This window comes from Nocardia sp. bgisy118 (genome assembly GCF_057708605.1).
The window spans coordinates 28,150-50,607 of sequence record NZ_JBYISM010000005.1 but is presented as its reverse complement, the minus strand read 5'-3'; the positions used below and the strand labels follow the sequence as shown (position 1 = coordinate 50,607).

The window sequence follows — 22,458 nt, the reverse complement described above, 5'->3', positions numbered from 1 at the left end:
CCGGTCGGCGCGATTCTCCCTCATCGGACCTCCTGCGTCCGTACGGTGGTGGCCATGCACGTCGCGTTGTTCACCGACTTCCATCCCGCCACTCTCGGCGGAATCCAGACATCGGTGAACGCCCTGCGGCGCGGTCTGGCACGGGCCGGTCACCGGGTCACGGTGTTCGCCGCACCCACGCCGGAATCTACCGAACCCGACTCGGACCTGGTGGTCCTTTCGGCACTCGCGGGCGTGCGGGTGAACGGATTCGCGATGGTGCTGCCGACGCCGGAGAACAGTCGCCGCATCGACGCGGCCTTCGCCGACCGCGGTCCGGTCGACGTCGTGCATCTGCACACCACCTACGGTGTCGCGATCGCCGGGCTGCGCGCCGCGCGCCGCCACGGGATTCCGGTCGTGCAGACGGTGCACAGCCGCGACGACGCGTTCATCCAGCACACCTCGCCGACGCCGTACCTGTCCGCGCTCGCCGTGCGGGTGCTGCACGGCCGCTTCGTCGCGCACCGGGAATCGTTGTCGCACAACGAGGAATCTCGCGCGGCACGGCACGCCTGGCACACGATGGTGAACCACGCGCGCGCCGCCGACCGGGTGATCGTGCCGACCGAACACTTCGCCGACCGGTTCCGCGCGCACGGGTTGGACCGCCCGATTCGGGTGATTTCCAACGGTATCGACGACGCACTGCTCGATGCCGCCCGCGCCGCGGCCGCGATCGCGCCGTCGGCGACCGACGCCGCCGGGAGCAGCGGCGAAACAAGCGAAACCTCAGCACCTTTCACCGGTAGTAGCGCGAAACACGCAGCGCCCCTTCGTGTGCTGTGGTGTGGACGGTTGTCGCCGGAGAAGCGACTGCTGGAAGCCCTCGAAGCCGTCCGCCGAACGCCGGGCTGCACGCTGGACATATACGGCACCGGAGATCTGGAGGCCGCGGCCCACGCCGCGATCGAGGCGGGCGGACTCGCGGACCGCGTCCGGCTGCACGGCGGCGTGCCTCAGCTCGATTGCCTCACCGCGATGGCGGCGCACGACGTACTGCTCTTCCCCTCGACGGGATTCGACACCCAGGGCATGGCGCTGCTGGAGGCCGTCGCCATGGAGCTGCCGGTGGTCTACTGCGATCCCGATCTCGCGGAGACTGTGCCGCCGGGCGGCGGTGTGCGGACATCGGCCCCCTCGGTCGAGTCGATCGCCGCCACCCTGCGCGATCTGGCCGCCGATCCGGCGCGGCTGATTCCGATGCGAAAGGTCCTGAGCGAGTATGCCGACACGGCTCGGCAGTCGCGGCTGACCGATCGGATCGTCGCCGAATACACCGACCTGACGGGCGGCGCCGACCGCGCTTCGGCGCAGGCGGCCATCCCCACCGCTCCCGGTCGTCTCCCGCTGCTCGGTCACAGCCTCGCCGCGTTGCGCGGCGGGCTGCCGTTCGTCGCCGGGCTGGCCGAGATCGGGCCGATCGTGCGCATCTACCTCGGCCCGCGCCCCGCCTATGTGCTGACGACGCCCGAACTGATTCGCGAGGTCGGCTTCGGCGAGGCCGGGTCGTTCCATCGCGAGGAACTGCGGGAGGCGATGCACGAGGTGATCCACGGCGCCTCGAACGTGCTCAGCGGCACACCGCACGAACTGCGCCGCCGCATGATCGCCCCGGCGCTGCGCAGGCGCAGGCTCGCCGAGTACACCACCGTCGCCGCGGAGCTGGTCAACGCGTGGGCCGACGCGCTCCCCGCCGATCGCGAGCTGAACCTGGTGAACGAGGCGCACCGGCTGGTGCTGGACATCATCTCGGCCACCCTGTTCACCGCCGATTTCGGCGCGGCGGCGAAACGCGAAGTACGCGAGAACATTCCGTGGCTGCTCGGTCAAGTGATCCAGCGGGCCGCGCTGCCGCCGCCGGTCCGGCGGGTCCGGGTCGTCGCGAATCGCCGCTTCGCCGCGAAGTCCGCCGCGCTACGGGCGCAGATCGGCGCGGTGGTCGCCGAATACCGCAGGGCCGACCGGGATTTCCACGACGTGCTCTCGGCGCTGGTCCGCCACACCGACCCGGAGACCGGTGCGCGCCTGTCCGACGAGGAGATCGTCGACGAGCTGATCCTGATGCTGGCGGCGGGCGTCGGCTCGACGGCTTCGATCATGGCCTGGGTCTGGCACGAGACCATGCGCAACCGCGAGGTCGGTGACGAATTGCGCAGAGAACTGGACGATTTCGTCGGCACCGCGCCGGTCCGCCCGGACCACGTGGTCGCGCTGCCGTATCTGCGGCTGGTGGTGCTGGAGACGTTGCGGTTCTGGGGGCCCTGGGTGAGCACGCAGACCGCCGACGGACCGGTCACCGTCGGCGACGTCACCCTGCCCGACGGCGCGACGGTGGTGTACAGCCCGTACCTCGTGCACCACACCGAGCGCTACTACCCCGCGCCCGAAACCTTCGATCCGGATCGGTGGTTCGCCGGACGGGTCGAGGAGATCGACAAGAAGGCGATCCTGCCGTTCGGCGTGGGAGAGCGGCACTGTCCCGGCAACAACTTCGCCGTCATGACTGTCACGCTTGCCACCGCGGCGCTGTTCGCGCACTGGCGGCCGACGCCCGATCCGAAGTACCGGGTGCGGCCGACCACCCTCGATTTCGTACCCTCGCCGTCCAAACTGCCGGTCGTGCTGCACCACAGATGATCGGCGCGCGGCGTACCAGGGCGACGATCGGCGTAGCAGAGCACGACCGACGCGTGCGGCTGCGACATCCCGTTGTTCCGGGCTGGGACCTGTCCATATCCATCGAACAACCGGGCGGGCGACGTACGCTGCTCGGTGAGCGTGTGCGCCTACGACCGACCGATGGAACGGACCGCCCATGGCCTACGGACGAACCACGATTCCGCCCCTCCCCCTGCTGCGCGCCGTCGAACGCTTTCGCGACGCGCTGGCCGTGCTACATCGGAGAACGGTCCCCGGCCACATCGCGCTGATGGAGATGATGACGTCCGGCTGGCTGGCGCAGGCCATCGCGACGGCCGCCGAGCTCGGCATCGCCGACGAGCTCGCTCACGGTCCGCGACAGGGCTCGGAGCTGGCCACCGCGGTGGGCGCCGACGAGGACGCGCTGCACCGGCTGTTGCGCCTGCTGATCAGCCACGGCATCTTCGCGCGGCGGCGTGACGGCGCCTACCGGCTGACCCCGCAGGCGCGGGCACTGTGCCGGGACAACCCGGTCTCACTGCGCGACGCCTTCCTGTTCTTCGGGTCCGCCCAGCATCGCGGCCACTGGTCGCATCTCACCGACGCGGTGCGCACCGGCACGCCCGTGGGGCCCGCGCTGAACGGGATGCCGTTCTTCGACTACGTGCAGACCGACCGCGAGCTCGGCGAGCTGTTCGACAACGCGATGACGAGCATCAGCACACTCGCCCTCGAACCGCTCTTGGCCGCACACGATTTCGCGCGCTACGACACCATCGTCGACGTCGGCGGCGGCCACGGCAGCCTGCTCGCCGAGATCCTGCTCCGCGCACCGCGATCCCGCGGCATCCTGTTCGACCTGCCCGAGGTGGTCGCCGACGCGGCGCCGGGTCTGGCCGAACGCGGCGTGATCGATCGCTGCACCGTCACGGCCGGATCGTTCTTCGAGTCCGTACCCGAAGGCGGCGACGCCTACCTGCTCAAGCACATCATCCACGATTGGCCGGAACCGGACGCGGGCCGGATCCTGCGCACGCTGCGCACCGTCATGCGCCCCGACGCGCGGCTGCTGCTCGTCGAACTGGTTCTGCCCGAGCACAATCGGCCGCATCCCGGCAAGTACATCGATATCGAGATGCTGGTGAACGCCGGGGGCCGCGAACGGACCGAATCGGACTATCGAGAGCTGTTGGCGCGCTATGGCTTCACGTTGCTGCGCGTCATCCCGACCGCGTCACCGGACAATATCCTGGAAGCATACCCGGCCGATCGGTAGCATCGTGGCAGTGCTCCAGAGGGGGAAGCCATGGCACACGACGAATCTCGCGATCGTTCCGAGGACCCGCGCGCGCACTGGCGGCATCTGCCGCCGGAGCCCACGCGGCACATCGAGGAGATCTATGTCGGACCCAGCGCGTCCGACTACGCCCTCCCTGCCGCCGACCCCGATCAGGACTTCATCCGGCGCTACGGCGGCTGACGCTCAGGTCGTGCACACCAACGCCTGCGCTATCAGCGCGAGGTAGAGGGCGAACACGAAGGCTACGGCAGGCAGGACCGGATGTTCGGGCTTGCCCGAACGCAGGAACCGCCATTCCCCGTACACCGGAATCAGCAACAGCGCCACGGGAATCCACGCCGCGACGGCTCGCACACCGCTGCGCTCCCACGGCTGGACCAGAACCGAATCGACCGCCACCGCGAGGACGCCGAACCCGAGGATCGCGACCGCACAACCTGTGACCCCCCACCGATTCGAGTACAGGTGCTCCCCCGGCCGCCGTTCCCGTGCGGTCTTGCGGGCGAACTCGAAATGCAGGAACGCGCCCGCGAAGATCGCCACGGCGGCGACCGCCTGCCACCGGGCGGCGACCTCTCCGGTGTCGATCGCCGAGATGAGCACGTAGCCTGCGATCAGGATCTGAATCGGGTACGTGACGACGAGATTGAGCAGGATTCCGGTGCGCACCGCGGCCGACCACCGCTCCACGGCCCACAGGAACAATCCGTACGCCAGAACCGCCGCGATCGCCACGCCGGAGACCGCCGACAGGACGAGACTCGCGCCGACCGCTCCGATCGCCAGCACGCCCATGGCCGCGCGCAGCTCGCCCGTGCTCACCGCACCCGTGACCAGGGGCCGATCCGGATTGTGCACCCGGTCGTAGTCCAGGTCCTTCTGTTCGTCGACCATCCGCAGATACAGCAGCACGAAGGCGACGACGACGATGCGCGAAACTGTGGCCGAGCTCGGCTGCCACGGTGTCTCCGGCTGGGACACCAGGGCCGCCGTCCCCTCCAAGGCCAGCACGAAGACGACGGCGTAGAGCAGGTAGTGCGGCTTGTACATCACGGCGGTGAAGCGCGCGAGACGCCGCACCGAATCGAGCGGGCTCGGCGCCCGCACCTCGCTGTTCACGCCCCGCCCCACCGCTCCCACGCGGTGACCTCGGTCGCGGGCAGCCTGCGCGGGGTCTCCTTCGGCGGGCCGGGCAGCAGGTGCGCGACCGGAAGCAGCGCGACCTGCGTGACCTCGTCGAAGGGGATGGCCAGCAGCTCGGCGACCTCGCGCTCGTAGGCCAGGTGCGCGGTGGTCATGGTGCCGCCGAGCCCCCGATCGTGCAGTGCGAGCAGGAAATTCCAGACGGCCGGATAGATCGAGCCGTAGAAGCTGGCCAGGTGCAGCGCCGAACCGGTCGCGGGCGGGCGGCCCAGCGAGCACGCCAGCACCAGCGCGGGCACCTCGTGCATGCGTTCGGCCAGGTATTGGCCGGAGGCTAGGTCGCCGAGCTGATCGGGTCGCGGGGTGCGGGCGGACAGGTACGCCGCGAAACCCTTGCGGTAGAACTCCGCGATCTGCTGCCGGGTGCGCGGGTCCTGGACGACGAGGAAGCGCCACGGCTGCCGGTTGGTGCCGCTCGGCGCGTGTGCGGCGGTGTCGAGGCAGTCCAGCAGCTCGGCGCGGTCCACGGGGCGGGTGAGGTCGAGTCGTCTGCGGAACGCGCGGGTCGTCCGCAGCAGCTCGGCGGCGTTCATCGTGGGTCCGCGAGTGACTCGGAATCCAAAGCGTCCGCGTCGAATTCGAGGTCGACGCAGGCCGCGACGGCGCCGGCCTGCCGGATCTCGCAGTGCACGACGGTGGTGTCGAGGCCGGGCTCGGTGATCTCGGCGACGCACTCGGCGGGCAGATCCAGTTCCACGAACCGGTCGAAGGTGCTTGCCAGACAGACCAATCGGGGCTGGTCGCGCAGCACCATGCTCAGCGCGGTCTGCCTGCACGCCTCGATCAGCAGGCTGCCCGGCACGTGGTCGAGCTGGTGATCGAACAGGAACGGATGGGACAGATCGGGGACGAGGGCGGCACGGGCGACGCGACCGTCCCTTTCCGGGGCCGCGATCACGACATTGCGCCGGTTCTCCCGGCCGACCACGGCCGCCTCGGCGCGCTCGCCCAGCGCCGCCGCCCCGTGAAAGGCGCCGATTCCCAGGCTCTCTCGGAATTGATCACGCAGCGCGGCCCACTGCCTCGGCGTCGTCCAGGAGAACGAACCGTCCACGGTGAGCATCGGCTCGCCGCCGGAGAAGATCTCCAGCACCATGTCCAAGCCCTGCAATGCCTCGCCGCGGCGATGCCTGCGCGGTACCCGCACCTGCATCACCAGATCGGCGGGTGCGATGCCGATCTCCCACGCCGGGGTGTCCGAGCCGGTGCCGTTGAAGGTCCGCACGATGAACGCCATATCCGCGGGCACGCCGTAGAACTCGTGGGTCGAGGCGATCGCCGCCTGCCGCGCTGCCTCCATCACCACCAGTGGGTCGTGACGCATGCCGAGCGATCCGGCGTGGTCGCCGTAATAGGCATGCATGCGAGGTAGTTGCGCACCGACCAGGAAGGCGTCGGGCCCGATGGCGTCCAGTGAGGTGACGAACACCTCCGAGACCGCGCAGCGGTGCGCCTGCTGCCTGGGGATGGTGCGGTTGTGCGTGGCGGTCTTCTCGACTGCCGCGGGTGTTGTCACGATCGGCCCTCCAACCATTCTCGCGCGGCCACCGGCGGCAGCGTCTGGCGCTGCGAGCCGACCCGCATCGGAAGCACATAGGACCCGAGCACCAGGACCGACCAGGGATCCAGCTCCGCGCCCGCGGCCCACGCCGAATACAGCAGCCGCGCACCGTCCGCGTCTTCGGCCGGGCCCGCGTCGATTCCGGCGCGGCGCAGCGCGTCCAGGATCGAGCGCAGCGCGTCGTCGCGGTCGAAGCTGCGCACCGGGACACTCGCGTACAGATCGGCGGCCAACGCGCTGACCGCCGCGGTGCGGTCCACCCGCGCCGCCGCTTGCCCGAGCAGATCCGCGCGGGTGTCCTCATCGAAGTAGACGGCCAGTTCGCGCAGCACGTCGGCCGGATCGTCGGGGGTGTGCACCAGGTTCAGCAGGAAGTTGTGCCTGCCGAGCACGTAACGGAGTTCGCCGGGTTTGCGTTCGCGCGGATCGGTGGCGCCCTTGCCCTCGGTGAGGCGGATCGGCACCGGCAGCGCGTCGTCTGTGCCGTGCACCACCAGCACCAGCACCTCCGAGATGCCGATCAGCAGATCGGCCAGCCGCCTGCGCTCGGGCGAGGCGATGTTCCACGCGAAGTACCACAGCGCGCGCACCAAGTGCCGGTTCACCCGCATCCGGTGCGCCGCGACGACGCGGAAACCGTTGGCGGGCAGCCATTGCAGGGTCGGTTCGATGGCGCGCGCCACGATCGCGTCCGGTTTGAGCAACAGCAACGAGTGCTGCCTGGCGAAGCCGACCGGATCGATGCCGAGGCGCTCGAGCTGTTCGACGGCCTCCTGCACGTACGTGTCGTCCGCGTAGGCGTCGATCTTGGCGGCGGTGGGCGTCAGCTCGGCGAGCAGCGCGTGCAGCGACGCGCCGCCTCGATCCAGTGGCGTCGCCGTCATCGCGGCACTCCGCCGAAACCGTTGGCGGCCAACACTTCGTCGATCGAAGGCAGCGGAACGCCGAGGTAGCCGGATTCCAGGCAGTAGTCCAGCAGCAGGCGCAGGTACTCCTTGCCGGTGGGCGGTGCGGGGCGGCCGAGCAGTATTTCGGCGCGGGTGGTGTCGAAGTCGAGCCTGCGCACGAAGTAGCTGGTGTAGAGCGCGCCGATCCGGCGGTAGTACTCGCGCTCGACCGGATCCAGATCGTCCTCGGCGAACGCCGATTCCGGCACGAAGGTCGCCACCTCGAAGGACGGGTACTCGGCCAGCACGTCGGACACCTCGCGCAGCGAGAGCGCGTCGCGACCGAGCGCGTGCAGCGTGCGGTACCTCGCCGAGTCGAAATCCAGTACGGCCGCAGCGATCACGTCGGCCACGTGGTCGACCGGCGCCAGCGCCAGCGTGGCGTCGTAGCGGCCGGGCAGGGTCCGCAGCTTGCCCTCGACCATCAGCTTCACGACGGTGTAAAGGTTCTTGTATTCGCGGATCTCCCCGGTGGACACAGCGCCCGTGACGATGCCGGGCCGCACGATCGCCCACTGGAGTCCCTGCTCGCCTGCCGCACGCACCATTTGTTCGGCGCGGAACTTGCTGCGCTCGTAGCCGTTTCCGAACGACTGGCCGACGTCGAGCTCGTCCTCGCGGACCGTCCCTCCGCGCATCCCGCACACGTACGCGGTGCTGACGTGCACCAGCGGCACATCCCACTCCAGCGCCAAGGCGATCGCGTGTTCTGCGCCGCGCACGTTGAGCTCGTCGTAGTCGGCGGCGGGCGCGTCGAAGGCGGTGGTGGCCGCGCAGTGCACGATCACGCCCACGCGCTCGGCCAGGTCGGCCGTGTCGCGCGCCGACAGGCCGAAGCCGGGGCGGCGGATGTCACCCGCCACCGGCGTGCCCGCCTCCAGGACCGTGCCGTCGTTGCGGACGATCTCGGCGTTGCTGTGCAGCACCGCGGCGACCGGCCTGCTCGCGGCCGAGAGCCGAGCGACCACCTCGGCGCCGACCAGGCCGGTCGCACCGGTGACCAGCACGGTCTCGCGCTCACCCATGACCGTTCCCCCGTGATGCGCCCACGACCAGCGCGATCACCTCGCCGACCCGGCGGACCCCGACGAGGTCCTCCGGACGTTGCCTCGGTAGCTCGAAAGCCCGCTCCAACGCCACGGTCAGCTCCATCAGGCGCAGCGAGTCGAAGCCGAGATCTTCCACGAGGCGGTGCTCGTCGGCGAGGTCGGCGGGCGGTTGCGGCGCCATGGTGTGGACGAGGCGTCGCGCCCGGGCGGCCAGGGTGGTGTCGGCGACGGCGGTCATGAGGGTTCGCTTTCCCGGAGATGGGGCTGGTGGCCACCGGTGGTGAGCAGGTCGCGAGCCTCGTCGAGAGGCAGGTCGGTGTTCAGGTAGGCGGCCAGCCGCAGCCAGTCGTAGCCGATCGCGAGGGTGCGCCGCCACTGTTCGCGCGAGTCGAACGAGGCGGGGAAGACGAGCGCCGAATCGGCGCCGCCCGCCACCTCGCGCACCAACGCGACGAAATCGTCGAGGGTCGCCAGCCCCGCCACGGTGTCGCCGCCGCGCAATAGTTCCGAGAACCGCACCCGGCGTGCGGCATCGAGCCGAGCCAGCACCTCCGCGCGCCGCCGCGTGCCCGGCGGCACCGAGCGCGCGACCGTGGCGACCGGCGCCACGTCGGCGGGCAGCGGATGAACGCCGAAGGCGGACAGCAAGACCCGCACCGCCATGGCGACCATGCGATGCGCGGCGATATCGGCGACACCACCCTGCCCGTTCTTCACCGCGCCAGCCAGATCCTCCCTGGCGTTCTCCAGCACGATGTTCGACCACACCAGGTGCAGTGCGCACTCGGTGAAGCGCCGCGCGGGCAGCGGCGCGAGGGTGACGATCGCGTCGTCGCGGGCCGCGCCGGTCAGTCCCAGCGCGGGCCGGTGCGCGCTCGGCACCGGCGTGTAGGGCGCGACGGGCTTGCACATGGCGAGCGCGGGTTCGATCGGGCCCGCGCCGCGCCACTGCAACCCGACCAGGCCGAGTCGCACGAATTCGGCCAGTTCCGTGGTGATGTCGCGTGGGGCGTGGGCAAGGACGTCGCGCAGGGAATGCTTGAAGACCACCGATCGCCAGGCGCGGGCAGCGTCGTCCGAGAGCGCGAAGACGTCGCGGTCGTGGCGGACGACGTGCACCCGGCCGCCGATGGTCCACGTCGTCACGCCGGGGCGGCGGGCGAACAGGATGCGGTGCGGGTCGTCGGTCGTTTCCTCGATGCCGAGATCGGCAACCAGTTGCCAGAGCGGCCGCCAGGTCGTGTCTTCGGCCGCGCGGCGCGCTCGGGAGTCCGGGAGGAAGGCCGGGGTGTCAGGGTGCGACACCGCCTGTGCCGATCCGGATGCTGTGGCGGACAACGAGTCCGGCTCGACTGTGCGGTGTCCATTGGTCGTCGGCTCGGGCATGGCGTCACCGTTGTCCCCTCGGAGGGTCTCGAAGGTCCACGTCCCGGGGTCGCTCAGCTCCCGGTAGCGGTCGATGACATCGCGAGGGCCGATGCGATCGAGCTGGCTCGGCAGCCATTTGGTCTCGAGATAGGTCTCGCCACGGCGGGCCGCCCACGCCTTCATGGCTTGCAGCAGTCCGTCGCGGGCCCATTCGCTCGCCTCGTCGTGCGCGCGCAGCGTGCGCAGCGCCGCGGCATAACGCAGCGCCTGCACCGCGCGGGCCGTCCACCACTCCGACATCCGAGTTCGGAAGTCGTCGTGCGGAAGCAGCGCGCGCAAGCCGTCGATGTCCACCGCGCCGGGCCGGGCCACCGTGGCGCGCAGGAAACGCTGGCAGCGGTTGAGCAGATCCTCGTTCAGCGCCGCCGGATCGCCCGCGGCCGCCTGACCGAGCTGACGTCGCAGCTGTGCCACCGAGCGGGTGCGGACCTCCACGCGGCGACCGTCGATGAACAGGACCGTCGGCAAGGTCGGCAGGTCCTCGCTTCCGGGGACGACCGCGAGGAAGTCCACGTCGGAGCCTTCGTTGCCGAAGCCTTCGGCCAGCGATCCTTCGAACAGCACCGCCGAATCATCGTGCAGTGCAATACTTTCCAGCGCGGAATCGAGGAGTCGACGCACGCGCTCGGTCGGCAGGGCGGGCACCGGCTCGGCGGATGCCAATGGCCGAACGTCCTCCGTGCGCTCGGCGCGGGACACCATCGATCGCGGGCCGTCCGGCGCCGCGCCGTCCGCGTCTGCGGATCGGCGGTCTTCGGGGGCAGCGGATCCGGGCTGCGCGGCGGCGGTCAGTGCGGTTGTTCCATCGGCTTCGTGGACTTCCACCCCAGTGAGTTCGCCGTCCCGGAACAGCTGCCACAGGTGGCGGCGGCGCGGCTTACCACTGGACGTGCGCCGGATGGTGCCCCGAGGACCCGTGACGATGGTGATCGCGGCGGCGGTGCCGAGCTCACCGCGAATCACCCTTCGCGCCTGAGCTATCCAGTCGCCGGAGGGGGCTTCGGCGAACAGCGCGATGCCCGGTGCGCCTATTTCGGTGAGCGCGACAGCGGCCAGTTTGCCTTTGGTGAGACCGGTCTCCCCCGCCACCCGGGATTCGATGTCTTCCATGAACACCGAGCGCCCGCGCACCTTGAGGCTGGTGCCCATCCTTCCGAGCACGAAAACCTCACCGCGGTACAGGAATCCGGCATCGCCGGTGCGGAGCTCGCCGTCCCGGATCCGGGTCGCGCCGCCGTCGTCGTCCCCGGTGTAGCCCATGGCCACCGAATCGCCGACGACCACTAGTTCGCCGAGCACGCCGTCGGGCAGCTCGCGCCCCGCCTCGTTCACCGCGCGGACGGTCGATTCCGGTGTCGAAAACCCCAGGCCGGTGATCCACCCCGAGCCCTCGACCCGGTGGGCGTCGTCCAGGGTCGCCTCGGTCAGCACCCGAACCGGTTGGCCGAAGCGCAGATTCGGCGTATCGAGGCGCAGCGCGGTGATCGGCCGTCGCCGGGCCGAGGAGGTCACCATGAGTGTGGCCTCGGCCAGTCCGTAGGCCAGGGTATAGGCGTCCGTCGAGAAGCCGCGGGGGCGGGTGAGCTCGGCGAACGCCTGCAGGTCGGCCACCTCCACCGGCTCGGAGCCGACGGCCAGAGTGCGCCAAGCGGACAGGTCCAGATCGGCGATCTCCTCCGGCCGGACGCGGTGCGCCACATAGCCCAACGCGAACGACGGCGAGGGCGTGTGCTGGGCCGAGGCCATCGCGCGCAGCCAACGAGCCGGGTCGCGGACGAACTGGTCCGGGCGCATCAGGTAGAGATCGCCTTGGTTCGTGACGGTCGTCAGGAACGCGCCGACCAGGCCCATATCGTGGTAGAGCGGCAGCCACGACACCATGGCCTCGCCGGGACGCCAGTCGACGAGCCGGGAGATCATGGCGATGTTGTTCGCCAAATTGCGCCAGCTGACCCGCACCCCGCGCGGCGTGCCGGTCGAACCCGAGGTGAACTGCAACAACGCGCAGTCCGCTGGTGCGCCCAGTTCGCGCCGGACGGGCGCCTGCGGCCGCCGTGCCCCGATCACCAGCGGCTCGTCGGTCCGATCGGCGGCGACCGCCGCCCGGCGCACCAGGTCCTCGAATTCCGGCGAGGTCACGACCAGCCGCGGCTCGGCGGCGGCGAGGATGGCGGCGATGTGCGCGACGATCTGGTCGAGATCGCCGAACATGGGCGGCGCGATCGGCGTGAACACACCGCCGCAGGCCCAGACCGCGTAAAAGGCTGCGGTGCAGGCGAATCCGGTGGGCATGATCACGCAGGCGCCCGCGCCGCCCGCGAGTCCGTGTTCCCGCATCAGCGCGGCGATGGACCACGACTGCTCGGCGAGTTCGTGATAGCTGCGAAACTCCCAGCCGTCGGCCTCGTCGGCCAGGTGGACGCCCGTCTCCCGCGCCGGCCGCAGGAGCCAATCTCGCACGGCCGCAACATCTTTGTCAGATACCATCGCGGTGATCTCCTTCGGACAGCACAGTAACCGTTCCGGCCGTTCCGTCCACCCGAATTCGCATACTGGTCCGTATTCTCTTCGTGACGTCCTTGACCTGAACGACGGTCGGCACCCCGAGCTCGCGCGCCACGATCGCCACGTGGGTCAGCGGGCTGCCGCGCTCGATCACCAGCGCCGACGCCGAGGGCAGCGCCGCGACCCAGCCGGGGTCGGTCCGGTAGGCCACCAGGATGCCGCCCGCGACATCGCCCGGCTCGCCGACGACCACCGCGTCGCCTTCCACGATTCCCGCCGCCGACGGCGTGCCGCCGAGGACGGTGCCCACCGCCGCCGCGGGCATCTCACGGACCGGCACCCAGCCCTGCGCGGCCAGTTCCGCCCGACCGAACGCGCCACCCCTGGTGACGAACCGCGCGGGCGCGACCAGCTCGGCGTCGGCGGCGCACTGCGCCTTGCGGGCGGCGACCAGCGCGCGCAACGGACCGGTGTCGGCGCCCTCGTAGCAGCCGCGCAGTTCGTCCACCGTCAGGTGGAACACGTCGGCGAACTCGTCCAGCACGCCGCGTTCCGCCAGATCCCGGCCCATCGCCCGGATCATCCGCTTCACCATGCCGAAAGCCCTGGTGCGGCAGAACCGCAGGCGCTCGCGATGGGCGGCGCACCGCGACACCTTGCCCCGCAGGCGCTCGTAGACCCGGCGGCGTGCGCCGCGCACATGGGCGTCGAGATAAGCCTCCGCCTCGTCGCCCCGATCCGACGGCGCGGCCGCCTCGTGCACCCGGCCGAGCGCGCTGCGCAGCATGATGAACAGCCCCGAGGGGTCCTCACGCAGATCCGGCGTCTCCAGCTTCAGTTCGTCCAGGCTGCGGTAGCCGTAGCGGTCCAGGTAGGCGTCCACCTCGGCGCGGAAGCCGGGGTGATCGGCCAGTGCGGCGAACAGCCGGTCCGGCGAGGTCGACCGCACCAGCGCCGTCAGCTCCGGATCCGCGTCCACCGTCCTGGCGAGCGCGGTCATCGCGCGGGCGGGCTCGGCCGATTCGACGTCGGCGCCGGGCCCGACGACCGCGTAGAGGAACCACTCGGGCGCCTTCGGTAGCAACGCCTTGGTCAGCGCGTAGAGCAGGCCGGTGCAGGTCAGCAGGATCGCGTCGAGCACCATCAGCGGGCCCCACCGCTCGACGAGATCGCGATCGACCCTGCGGTAGGCGGCGTAGGCCTCTTCACCGGACAGCGACGCGTAGTCGAGGCCGTCGTATTCGTCGTAGACGCGGTAGAACTCGGCGAGGAAGTCGTCGACCATGGCGTCGATGCCGAACAGCCGGCGCAGATAGGTCGCCGTGGTCACCGCGCGGGAGCGCAGGCGGGCGAGCGGGTTGCGGAAGACGAAGGGCCGCAATGTCTTCGCGAGATCGTCGGCCAGCGGCTCGGCCACCCCGAGCGCGGCCTCCAGCACCCGGCGATTGAGCGGGTAGCCCGGCGCGATGCCCACCATCCGGTACCAGTGCAGCAGGTTGTAGTACACCCGGCCGTGAAAGTAGCCGAGCAGCACCGGAGTCCACGCGTCGGTCTGCCGCAGCTGGGCGGGCGGCACCCGCAGCGAGGCGGCGTAGCCGCGGTACACGCGACCGTAGATGTCCGCCGCGGTGGTGTAGGTCAGCGGGGAGGTGATGCCGCTGAAACTCTCGATGATGTTCGAGTTGTCCCAGATCCGCAGTTCGCCGGGCGCGAGCCGCTCACCCGCGCCGCGCAGCAGTGCGTCCGGTGTGTTCGCGGGCCGCAGTTCGGTGGTGATCGGGCGGGACTGGAGTACCCACAATCCCACGTCGTCGAGCGCCCACTCGATGTCCTGCGGTGCGCCGCAAACGATTTCGATCTTGCGACCGAGCTCCGCCAGCTCGGCGATCTCGGCGTCGGTGAGCACGGCGCGCTCGCGCAGCGCCGCCGCCACCTCGCCGACCTCGCACCCCTGCTCCGCGGCGGGGGTGTAGCGGCTCTCCTTGTCGCCGACGACCGTGTCCAGCACGGCGCCGGTCGCCTTCTCGACGGTCACCGTGTCCGCGTCCACCGCACCGGACACCAGGCCCTCGCCGAGGCCGTACACCGCGCTGATCACCAGTTCACCGGGCGCGCCGGTGCTGGGATTCGCGGTGAACAGCACGCCGCCGGCCCGTGCCGCCACCAGCCGTTGCAGCACCACGCCCGGCGCGCCGCCGACCGGAAGCGCCCGCGCGAAGGCGTACCGTATCGACCGCTCGGAGAAGGCGGACGCCCAGCAGTCCCGCACCCGGTCGGCCACCGCGGCGACCCCGTTGACGTTGAGGAAGGAGTCGAACTGTCCCGCGTAGGAGTGCTCGGCGCCGTCCTCGGCGACCGTCGAGGAGCGCACCGCGATCGGCCCGCCGCCGATCCTGGCGTACCCGTCGGCGATCAGTTCCCGCAGCTCGGCGGGCAGCGGCGCGGATTCGATCGCGGCGCGCAGTTCTGCGCCCAGCGCCAGCGCGTGCTCCAGGTCGTCCGCCGCGCCGATCGCGGAAACCCGCTCGGCCAGTCCGTGTTCGGCGAGAAAGCGCTCGAACGCGTCGGTGCCGAGCGCCACCCACTCCGGAACACGGAAGCCGCCGTTCTGTACGGCGTGCAATCCGCGCGCCTTGCCGCCCGCCCGCGCGACGATCGTCGCCAGTTCGTCCCACGACCCGAGTACCTGCACGGCATCTCTCCCATCGCCCCTGATCGACGCACCGGAGCCGGGCGCCCCGGGCTCGGTATCGGCCACGCGAAAACCAAGGGTTTGTCTGGATATATCCGAGTTGTCGGCTTGGCGTTAGCCCCTGATCCAGTGGTACCAGTTCCCGAACAGTTCGTCGCGCGGCGCGTGACACCGATATGCTGCGGGCAGTTCGTGGGTTCGGTGAGGAGTGATTCGGCGTGGGTTGGACGTTCACCCCGGACGAGTTCGCCCACGTCTGGCGGGAAACAGGGGTGGATCGTCACCCGTACCCGCTGCGCATCTTGGAGACGCCGCGCACCGAACACGAGGCCGAGGCGCTGCGCACGCAGCTGAACCAGCGCCTGCCGCTCGGCGCCGACCCTGATCTGTCGGCTTGCCTGCGAATCCTCGCCGAACCGCACACCAGGATCGTCGCCATCGGCGGCGCGCACACCCCGAACACCGAGCTGCGACTGCTGGCCTGCACGGTGTACGACCGCGCGGTGCTCGCCGTCCAGGAACCCGGCGCCCGCGCCGATTTCGGCGGCCGCGTGCGCATCTCGATCGGGCACGCGAGCAAGCTCGGCAGCCGCATCGCCACGCTGCTGCCGAGAACACCCGCCGGGCGCGAACCCGCCCGCGCCGCCACCGCCGCCGCGGTCCGCGACACCGAGACCGTCGTCGCCGCCCAGCCCGCCGCGACCCTCATCCGCAGGCTGTTGCTCAAGCCGCACACCGCCGAGGGACACCTGCGCATCGAAGCGCGGCTGGACCGGGACGAACCGGTCCCCGCGATCCACTACACCTGGATCGATGTCCAGGGCGACGGGCGTTACCTGATCAAAGCAGGCGACACGGTGCACATCGTGCCTGCCTCGCCGGAGCAGATCGCCACACAACTCCAGAAACGCATTCCGGCACAGGCCAGGTGAGCGGTCGCCGCGGGTTCGTCCGGCGGCGCATGTTAGGCATACCTTCGTCTTCGCTGCGGTTTTCGACGGACTCCGTCCGGCGGCACCCATTAGGCTTAGGCGGACCGACCGATCAACGGGGGTGCGCATGACGATCGAGAGCAGCCGAGCCGATATAGCGCGGTTCAAGCAGGAAGCGCAGACAGGCACCGTCAAGTTCGACCCGGACGCCGCGCGGCGGTGCGCCGAGATGTACGAGAATCAGGCCGACCGGCTGATCTATCTGCAGCAACGGCTCGAATCCGTAGCCGAACTACAAGGATTCGGCGGCTTCGTCTCCGCGCAGCAACTACAGGCAGGCTTCGGACACAAAGCACGCGACGCGGCGGCACTGCTCGACCACTACATCGAGGCCGCCTACCGCATGAAGGAGGCGTTCCTGATCAGCGCCGGACTCTACGAAGAAGCCGACGCCGCCAACGCGGCCGCGCTGCGCGCGGTGGAAACGAGGCTGCCCCGATGACCGGCACCGACCCCACCTACATCAACTCGATGGAGCACTTCGAGTCGATACCGCACGAGGAGATCTACGCCAAGACCCAGCAGATCGACGCCGGTGAGATCCTGCGCGCGTCGGTCACCTGGCTCGAGGTCGCCGCCGCGCTGGCCACATCGATGCCGCTCACCCGCGGCGGGGCTGATCGCGTCATGAACGGCATGGAATGGGAGGGCGCGGCCGCGAGCGCCGCCTATGCGAGCACCCGCAGCTTCGCTTCCTCCGTCGACGAACTCAGCGCCGTGATGGGACAGGTCGGCGCGCGGCTCGGCGGCGTGGCGGCGGCGGCCGAAGCGGTCAAGCTGGCAGTCGTGCCGCCCGGCAGCTCCGGGCCGATCGGCGCCATCGCGCAACTGCTCGAGGCGGCGAACGTCATCGACGCGCAGATGGCGCAGGAAGCGCTGCGGCAGGAAGCCGTGCTCGCGATGAACATGGTGTACAAGCCCGCCTACACGATGGCAGGCAACGGCGTCCCCGCACTGCCGGAACCGCCTGTGCTGTCCGCCGTTCCGGATGCCGGGGTGATCCCGCAGTCGTCGAACGGATCCGCGGGGTACGGGGCACCGGGCAGCGAAGCTCCCGAAGGGACGGAAAGCGTTCCGCCGGAGTCGGATTCGCAGCCGGAACCGCCCATCGATTCGGTACCCGATCCGTCGGCCCCGGAATCTCGGACGCCGACCCCCGACGCACCGCCTTCCCAAGACGTGCCACCGCCGATTCAGGAGGCCCCGGCACCGCCGACCACCGAGGCACCGCCGCCTACCCAAGACGTGCCACCGCCGACTCAGGAGGCCCCGGCACCGCCGACCACCGAGGCACCGCCGCCTACCCAAGACACGCCACCGCCTACCCAGGACATCCCGGCCCCGCCGACCCAGGACGCACCAGCGCCCACGCAAGAGGCTCCAGCACCGCCACCCACTCTCGACGCGCCACCAACCCAGGAAACTCCGGCACCGCCGACCCAGAACCCGCCGTCGCCTACCCAAGAGGCTCCGGTGCCGCCGCCGATCCACGAGCCGCCTACTCAGGACGTCCCACCCCCTACCCAGGAAGCCCCGGCACCGCCACCAACCCAGGCGCCACCGACCCTGGACACACCCCCGCCCGCCCAAGAGCCCCCGGCACCGCAAGCCCCGCCGACCCAGGACATTCCTGCCCCGCCGCCCACCCAGGCACCGCCTCCGCAGGAACCCCCGGCCCCGCCGACCCAGCAGGCACCCCCGCCTCCCCACCACACACCCGCTCCGCCACCCACCCAGGAGGCTCCGCCGCCACCCGCCCCACCATCCGGCGAAACCCAGCCGCTCCCCGACCTGGGCGGCCAACCCGGCGTCACCGGCCCCATCCCCGAAGCCCAAAACCAGGGCTCCTCCCACACCGACCAACCCGGCGTGGTCCCCCAATCCGGTGCAACCAGCTAACACACCGGAACCCCCAGAGCCTCGCCCCTTTCGCACTCCTCGCCCACACCACAACACCGCGAGGAGTGCAGAGGTATGCGAGCTGCATGTGGCCCTACCAGCACCAATTCGGCGCTAAGCCCCACTGCGGCAAGCGGTTTCGCGCGGCCACGCACACCGCTCGCATGCCTGACACACGCCACGCCGCGAAGAGTCCGATATGCGCCATGGTCGGCAGACCAGATCCTAGGCGGCGCTGACCTGCTGCGGCACGCACGTGGTTCGCACAGTCGCGCACATGGCGCCCCTACTCCTCGCAGACCCTCCGCACTCCTCGCACACGCCGCAACCCCTGCGAGGAGTGCAGACGGTATGCGAGGCGCGTGACGCTGACGGCAGTACCAGCGCGGCGCCAGGCCAACTGCGGCAGGCAGTTTCGCGCGGCCTTGCACACCGCTCGTACTCCTCGCAGACATTTCGCACCGCCAGGCACACGCCACACCCGCGAGGGGTACAGACAGATCCGCTGTGCATGGCGCTGACAGCAGTGCCAGCGCGGCGCTAGGCGAACTGCGACAATCGGTTTCGCGCCGCCTCGAACACGCTCGTACATGCCGTAACCGCTGCGAAGAGTGCGGTATGCGCCATGGTCGGCAGACGAGAACCTCGGCTGCTACGCCATCTGCGGCACGCGGTTTCGCCCGGTCCCGCACAGCGGTGTACACCTCACACGCGCACAGCATTGCGAAGAGCGCAGCCTCACCCAGCACCAACGCGCAACTGGGCTGCGGTACGCGGTCCGGCCTACCGCTGCTGCTCCTCGCAGACCCTCCGTGCTCCTCGCACACGGCGGAACCCCTTGCGAGGAGTACAGATAGGTATACGACGCGCGTGACGCTGACGGCAGTGCCAGCACGGCGCTAAGCCGCCTGCGACAGGCGATTTCGCGCAGCCTCGTACACCGCTTCGCACTCCTCGTACACGCTACAAGCGCCGCGCGGGGTACGGACGGTTCCGATACCCATTGCGCTGACGGCAGCACCGGCACGCGCTAGACCAACTGCGGCAGGCAGTTTCGCGCGGCCTCGTACACCGCTCGTACTCCTCGCAGACATCTCGCACCGCTAGCACACGCCACAAGACCCACGAGGGGTAGAGACAGTATCCGATGCGTATGGCGCTGACACGCAGTACCAGCACGGGCTAAACCAACTGCGACAATCGGTTTCGCGCGGCCTCGTACACCGCCCCAAGCCCCGCGGGGGTGCAGGCGGTATCCGATGCGCGTGACTCTGACGCCAGTACCGTTGCGGCGCTGGGCTGTTGCGATACGCACAGCGTCGCATACGCCCCGCACAGCCGGTGGGTGGATGAGGGATGCGCGCCGGGCGGGGTGGCCCAGGGGGAGGGTTCAGGCTTTGACCAAGTCGTCGGCGTGAATTACCGGGCGTTGCATGGTGTCCGGGAGTTCGGTGGTGGAGCGGCCAAGCATGGTGGAGAGTTCGGTGCTGTCGTATTCGACGACGCCGCGGGCGATCAGGCGGTGATCGGCCGAGAGGAGGTCGACCACGTCGCCGCCGTAGAAGCGGCCTCGGACGGCGGTGATGCCCGCGGCGAGCAGGGAGCGGCGGCGTTGGGCGACGGCCTGGACGGCGCCGTCGTCGAGGACCAGGGCGCCGCGGCTGTCGGCCGCATGGCGGACCCAGAATTTGCGGGCCGACAGGCGGACCGGGCGGGCGGCGAAGGCGGTGCCGACGGTGCCGGAGGCGAGTGCGATGGCGGCCTCCTCGGCGGCGGCGAGCAGGACGGGGACGCCCGCGTCGGCGGCCAGCCGCGCGGCGGAGAGCTTGGAGGCCATGCCGCCGGTGCCGAGCGCGCCACCGCTGCCCGCGATGACGCCGTCCAGATCGGCGCTGCTGCGGACCTCGGGGATGAACTTCGCGGCGCCCTTGCGCGGATCGCCGTCGTAGAGGCCTTCCACGTCGGAGAGCAAGATCAGGGCATCGGCACCGACCAGGTGCGCGACGAGGGCCGCGAGCCGGTCGTTGTCGCCGAACCTGATCTCCTCGGTGGCGACCGTGTCGTTCTCGTTCACCACCGCGACCGCGCCGAGCGAACGCAGCCGGTCCAGGGTGCGCTGGGCATTGCGGTGGTGCTCGCGGCGGGAGAAATCATCGGCGCTGAGCAGCACCTGCCCGACGGTGCGGCCGTAGCGTGCGAAGGAGGTGCCCCACGCGTGCGCCAGCGCCAGCTGACCGACGCTCGCCGCCGCCTGCTTTGTCGCCAGATCCCTTGGGCGGCTGGACAACCCGAGCGGAGCGATACCCGCGCCGATGGCGCCGGACGAGACGACGACGACGTCCGAACCCGCGCGCATGCGGGCCTCGACGGCGTCGGCGAGACGGTCCAACCGCGTCGTGTCCAGACCGCCCTTCAGGCTGGTCAAGGCCGACGAGCCGATCTTCACCACGACACGGCGCGCCGAGGCGATCGCCTGCCGCGCCTCACTGAGCCCGCCGGGCGACACCGCGTCCGCTAGCTCCGAATTCACCTGCGTCACAACTGAACTCCCTGTACCGCAACCGAAAGTGCTGTCCGGCCTGCCACACCGGCCGTCCCGCCGCCGGACGGTAGAAACCGTTCGGCGGCGGCGCTTTTCACGACCGGTCCTCGTCCTCGGTGACCAGGCCGCGGCGCACCCGCGAGGCGTGCTTGCGCTCGGCGGCGCCGACGCGGTCGCTCTGCTCCAAACGAACATCGGTGCCGCGACCGGTCGGCACGCGATCGATACCCGCCGAGATCTGCGGCTCCCAGTCGAAGCTGACGTCGCCGATGGTGACCGGGGCGCCCGGTTCGGCGCCGAGGCGCACCAGCTCGTCCTCGACGCCGAGGCGGGCCAGCCGGTCGGCCAGGTAGCCGACGGCCTCGTCGTTGTCGAACTGGGTCTGCCGCACCCAGCGCTCCGGGCGCGTGCCGCGCACGATGAAGCCGCCCGGCTCCTCCGGATCGGCGATCACGCTGAAGCCGGACTCGTCCACCGCGATCGGCCGGATCACCGGACGCTTCGGCGCGGCCTTCGGGTGCGCCTCGCGGTATTCGCGCACCAGGTCGGCAAGCGCGAAGGTCAAGGGGCGCAAGCCCGCTCGGCTCACGGCGGATATCTCGAAGACCGGCCAGCCGCGCTCGGTGAACTCGGCCGTCACCATCTCGGCCAGCTCGGCGGCGTCGGGGACGTCGGTCTTGTTCAGGATCACCACGCGGGGGCGATCGGCCAGATCACCGAGACCGGCGTCGGCGGCGAGCGCGGGCTTGTACGCGGCCAGCTCGGCCTCGAGCGCGTCGACGTCGGAGACGGGGTCGCGGCCCGGTTCGAGGGTCGCGCAGTCGACGACGTGCGCGAGTACCGCGCAGCGCTCCAGGTGGCGCAGGAAGTCCAGGCCGAGACCGCGGCCCTCACTGGCGCCGGGGATCAGGCCGGGCACGTCGGCGATGGTGAAGGTGGTGTCGCCGCTGGCCACCACGCCGAGGTTCGGAACGAGCGTGGTGAACGGGTAGTCGGCGATCTTCGGCTTGGCCGCGGAGAGCACCGAGACCAGCGAGGACTTGCCCGCCGACGGAAAGCCGACCAGACCGACGTCGGCGACCGACTTCAGTTCCAGGACGAGATCGAGCTCCTCGCCGTCCTCGCCGAGCAGCGCGAAACCGGGCGCCTTGCGCGCCTTCGACGCCAGCGACGCGTTGCCGAGACCGCCGCGTCCGCCGCGGGCGGCGATGTAACGGTTGCCCACGCCGACCAGGTCGGCCAGGATCTCGCCGTCCTTGCCCAGCACGACGGTGCCGTCCGGCACCTTCAACAAGAGGTCGCCGCCGGTCTTGCCGTCCCGGTTGCCGCCCTCGCCGGGCTTGCCGTTACCAGCCTTGGCGTGCGGGTGGAAGTGGAAGTCCAGCAGGGTGTGCACGTTGCCGTCGACCTCGAGGACGACGTCGCCGCCGTTGCCGCCATTGCCGCCGTCCGGTCCGCCGAGCGGCTTGAACTTCTCGCGGTGCACCGACGCGCACCCATGACCGCCCTTTCCGGCACGCACGTACAGCACGACACGGTCGATGAATTTCGACATGGGTCGAATCATCCTCCTTCTGGGCTGGTCGTTCTTCGAGGGCTCGCGCGGATTCTTCGGCGCTCGCCGCCATGAGAACGCGAAAAGCGGGTCAGGGTGACGT

16 protein-coding genes are annotated in these 22,458 nt (G+C 70.3%); 6 read left to right on the top strand and 10 right to left on the bottom strand.

Going from position 1 to position 22,458, the window contains the following annotated elements; all coding sequences use genetic code 11:
* Positions 1-54 precede the first annotated feature (54 nt).
* The 3 genes from AC3EO7_RS07820 to AC3EO7_RS07810 all read left to right on the top strand — a co-directional run bounded on the left by AC3EO7_RS07820 (position 55) and on the right by AC3EO7_RS07810 (position 4,162).
* Positions 55-2,679 (top strand): cytochrome P450, encoded by a 2,625-nt coding sequence (locus tag AC3EO7_RS07820; RefSeq protein WP_435590848.1) that lies wholly within the window; start codon positions 55-57, stop codon positions 2,677-2,679.
* A gap of 178 nt (positions 2,680-2,857) precedes the next feature.
* Positions 2,858-3,958 (top strand): methyltransferase, encoded by a 1,101-nt coding sequence (locus AC3EO7_RS07815; protein WP_431962730.1) that lies wholly within the window; start codon positions 2,858-2,860, stop codon positions 3,956-3,958.
* 30 nt (positions 3,959-3,988) lie between these two features.
* The gene (locus tag AC3EO7_RS07810; protein ID WP_435590847.1) at positions 3,989-4,162 is read left to right on the top strand and encodes a hypothetical protein; all 174 of its coding nucleotides are present in this window, start codon (positions 3,989-3,991) and stop codon (positions 4,160-4,162) included.
* A 3-nt stretch (positions 4,163-4,165) separates the two neighbouring features.
* Here AC3EO7_RS07810 and AC3EO7_RS07805 read toward each other — a convergent pair whose 3' ends face one another.
* Genes AC3EO7_RS07805 through AC3EO7_RS07770 form a run of 8 tightly spaced genes read right to left on the bottom strand, consistent with a single transcriptional unit; the run spans position 4,166 to position 15,367 of the window.
* A complete protein-coding gene (locus tag AC3EO7_RS07805) occupies positions 4,166-5,122 on the bottom strand; it encodes a UbiA prenyltransferase family protein (RefSeq protein WP_435590846.1) in 957 nt (318 codons plus the stop codon).
* Entirely contained in the window at positions 5,098-5,718 is a 621-nt protein-coding gene (locus tag AC3EO7_RS07800) for a nitroreductase family protein (protein ID WP_431962724.1), read from the bottom strand. Before AC3EO7_RS07800 ends, AC3EO7_RS07805 begins: the two co-directional genes overlap by 25 nt.
* A complete protein-coding gene (locus tag AC3EO7_RS07795) occupies positions 5,715-6,701 on the bottom strand; it encodes a ScbA/BarX family gamma-butyrolactone biosynthesis protein (RefSeq protein ID WP_435590845.1) in 987 nt (328 codons plus the stop codon). The genes AC3EO7_RS07800 and AC3EO7_RS07795 overlap by 4 nt, the downstream gene beginning before the upstream one ends.
* Positions 6,698-7,630 (bottom strand): nucleoside-diphosphate kinase, encoded by a 933-nt coding sequence (locus tag AC3EO7_RS07790; protein WP_431962720.1) that lies wholly within the window; start codon positions 7,628-7,630, stop codon positions 6,698-6,700. Before AC3EO7_RS07790 ends, AC3EO7_RS07795 begins: the two co-directional genes overlap by 4 nt.
* Positions 7,627-8,718 carry an SDR family oxidoreductase gene (locus tag AC3EO7_RS07785; RefSeq protein ID WP_435590844.1) on the bottom strand — a complete coding sequence of 364 codons (1,092 nt, stop codon included), beginning with the start codon at positions 8,716-8,718 and terminating at the stop codon, positions 7,627-7,629. Before AC3EO7_RS07785 ends, AC3EO7_RS07790 begins: the two co-directional genes overlap by 4 nt.
* On the bottom strand, positions 8,711-8,980 hold the full coding sequence (locus AC3EO7_RS07780) for an acyl carrier protein (RefSeq protein WP_431962716.1): 270 nt from the start codon (positions 8,978-8,980) through the stop codon (positions 8,711-8,713). The genes AC3EO7_RS07785 and AC3EO7_RS07780 overlap by 8 nt, the downstream gene beginning before the upstream one ends.
* Positions 8,977-12,657 carry an AMP-binding protein gene (locus tag AC3EO7_RS07775; RefSeq protein ID WP_435590843.1) on the bottom strand — a complete coding sequence of 1,227 codons (3,681 nt, stop codon included), beginning with the start codon at positions 12,655-12,657 and terminating at the stop codon, positions 8,977-8,979. Before AC3EO7_RS07775 ends, AC3EO7_RS07780 begins: the two co-directional genes overlap by 4 nt.
* Complete coding sequence (locus AC3EO7_RS07770; RefSeq protein WP_435590842.1) at positions 12,647-15,367, bottom strand: phosphoenolpyruvate synthase; 2,721 nt, start codon at positions 15,365-15,367, stop codon at positions 12,647-12,649. Before AC3EO7_RS07770 ends, AC3EO7_RS07775 begins: the two co-directional genes overlap by 11 nt.
* 218 nt (positions 15,368-15,585) lie before the next feature.
* Between AC3EO7_RS07770 and AC3EO7_RS07765 the strand changes: the two genes are divergently transcribed.
* The 3 genes from AC3EO7_RS07765 to AC3EO7_RS07755 all read left to right on the top strand — a co-directional run bounded on the left by AC3EO7_RS07765 (position 15,586) and on the right by AC3EO7_RS07755 (position 18,258).
* Positions 15,586-16,299 carry an ESX secretion-associated protein EspG gene (locus AC3EO7_RS07765; RefSeq protein ID WP_435590841.1) on the top strand — a complete coding sequence of 238 codons (714 nt, stop codon included), beginning with the start codon at positions 15,586-15,588 and terminating at the stop codon, positions 16,297-16,299.
* 127 nt (positions 16,300-16,426) lie between these two features.
* Positions 16,427-16,801 carry a hypothetical protein gene (locus tag AC3EO7_RS07760; protein WP_431962708.1) on the top strand — a complete coding sequence of 125 codons (375 nt, stop codon included), beginning with the start codon at positions 16,427-16,429 and terminating at the stop codon, positions 16,799-16,801.
* Positions 16,798-18,258, top strand: coding sequence for a hypothetical protein (locus AC3EO7_RS07755; RefSeq protein ID WP_435590840.1), 1,461 nt, complete (start codon positions 16,798-16,800; stop codon positions 18,256-18,258). The genes AC3EO7_RS07760 and AC3EO7_RS07755 overlap by 4 nt, the downstream gene beginning before the upstream one ends.
* Before the next feature lie 1,390 nt (positions 18,259-19,648).
* On the opposite strand, the gene proB is transcribed toward AC3EO7_RS07755, so the two are convergent.
* Both proB and obgE read right to left on the bottom strand, forming a co-directional pair.
* Positions 19,649-20,764, bottom strand: coding sequence for a glutamate 5-kinase (proB, locus tag AC3EO7_RS07750; protein ID WP_431963569.1), 1,116 nt, complete (start codon positions 20,762-20,764; stop codon positions 19,649-19,651).
* A gap of 130 nt (positions 20,765-20,894) precedes the next feature.
* Positions 20,895-22,355 (bottom strand): GTPase ObgE, encoded by a 1,461-nt coding sequence (gene obgE, locus AC3EO7_RS07745; protein ID WP_431962704.1) that lies wholly within the window; start codon positions 22,353-22,355, stop codon positions 20,895-20,897.
* Between the last annotated feature and the right edge of the window lie 103 nt (positions 22,356-22,458).

Excerpts from the sequence above, each read along its gene's own strand:
- AC3EO7_RS07820 (WP_435590848.1), top strand. The coding sequence starts at position 55 with ATGCACGTCGCGTTGTTCACCGACTTCCATCCCGCCACTCTCGGCGGA.
- AC3EO7_RS07815 (WP_431962730.1), top strand. The coding sequence starts at position 2,858 with ATGGCCTACGGACGAACCACGATTCCGCCCCTCCCCCTGCTGCGCGCC.
- AC3EO7_RS07810 (WP_435590847.1), top strand. The coding sequence starts at position 3,989 with ATGGCACACGACGAATCTCGCGATCGTTCCGAGGACCCGCGCGCGCAC.
- AC3EO7_RS07800 (WP_431962724.1), bottom strand. The coding sequence starts at position 5,718 with ATGAACGCCGCCGAGCTGCTGCGGACGACCCGCGCGTTCCGCAGACGA.
- AC3EO7_RS07790 (WP_431962720.1), bottom strand. The coding sequence starts at position 7,630 with ATGACGGCGACGCCACTGGATCGAGGCGGCGCGTCGCTGCACGCGCTG.
- AC3EO7_RS07785 (WP_435590844.1), bottom strand. The coding sequence starts at position 8,718 with ATGGGTGAGCGCGAGACCGTGCTGGTCACCGGTGCGACCGGCCTGGTC.
- AC3EO7_RS07780 (WP_431962716.1), bottom strand. The coding sequence starts at position 8,980 with ATGACCGCCGTCGCCGACACCACCCTGGCCGCCCGGGCGCGACGCCTC.
- AC3EO7_RS07775 (WP_435590843.1), bottom strand. The coding sequence starts at position 12,657 with ATGGTATCTGACAAAGATGTTGCGGCCGTGCGAGATTGGCTCCTGCGG.
- AC3EO7_RS07760 (WP_431962708.1), top strand. The coding sequence starts at position 16,427 with ATGACGATCGAGAGCAGCCGAGCCGATATAGCGCGGTTCAAGCAGGAA.
- AC3EO7_RS07755 (WP_435590840.1), top strand. The coding sequence starts at position 16,798 with ATGACCGGCACCGACCCCACCTACATCAACTCGATGGAGCACTTCGAG.
- obgE (WP_431962704.1), bottom strand. The coding sequence starts at position 22,355 with ATGTCGAAATTCATCGACCGTGTCGTGCTGTACGTGCGTGCCGGAAAG.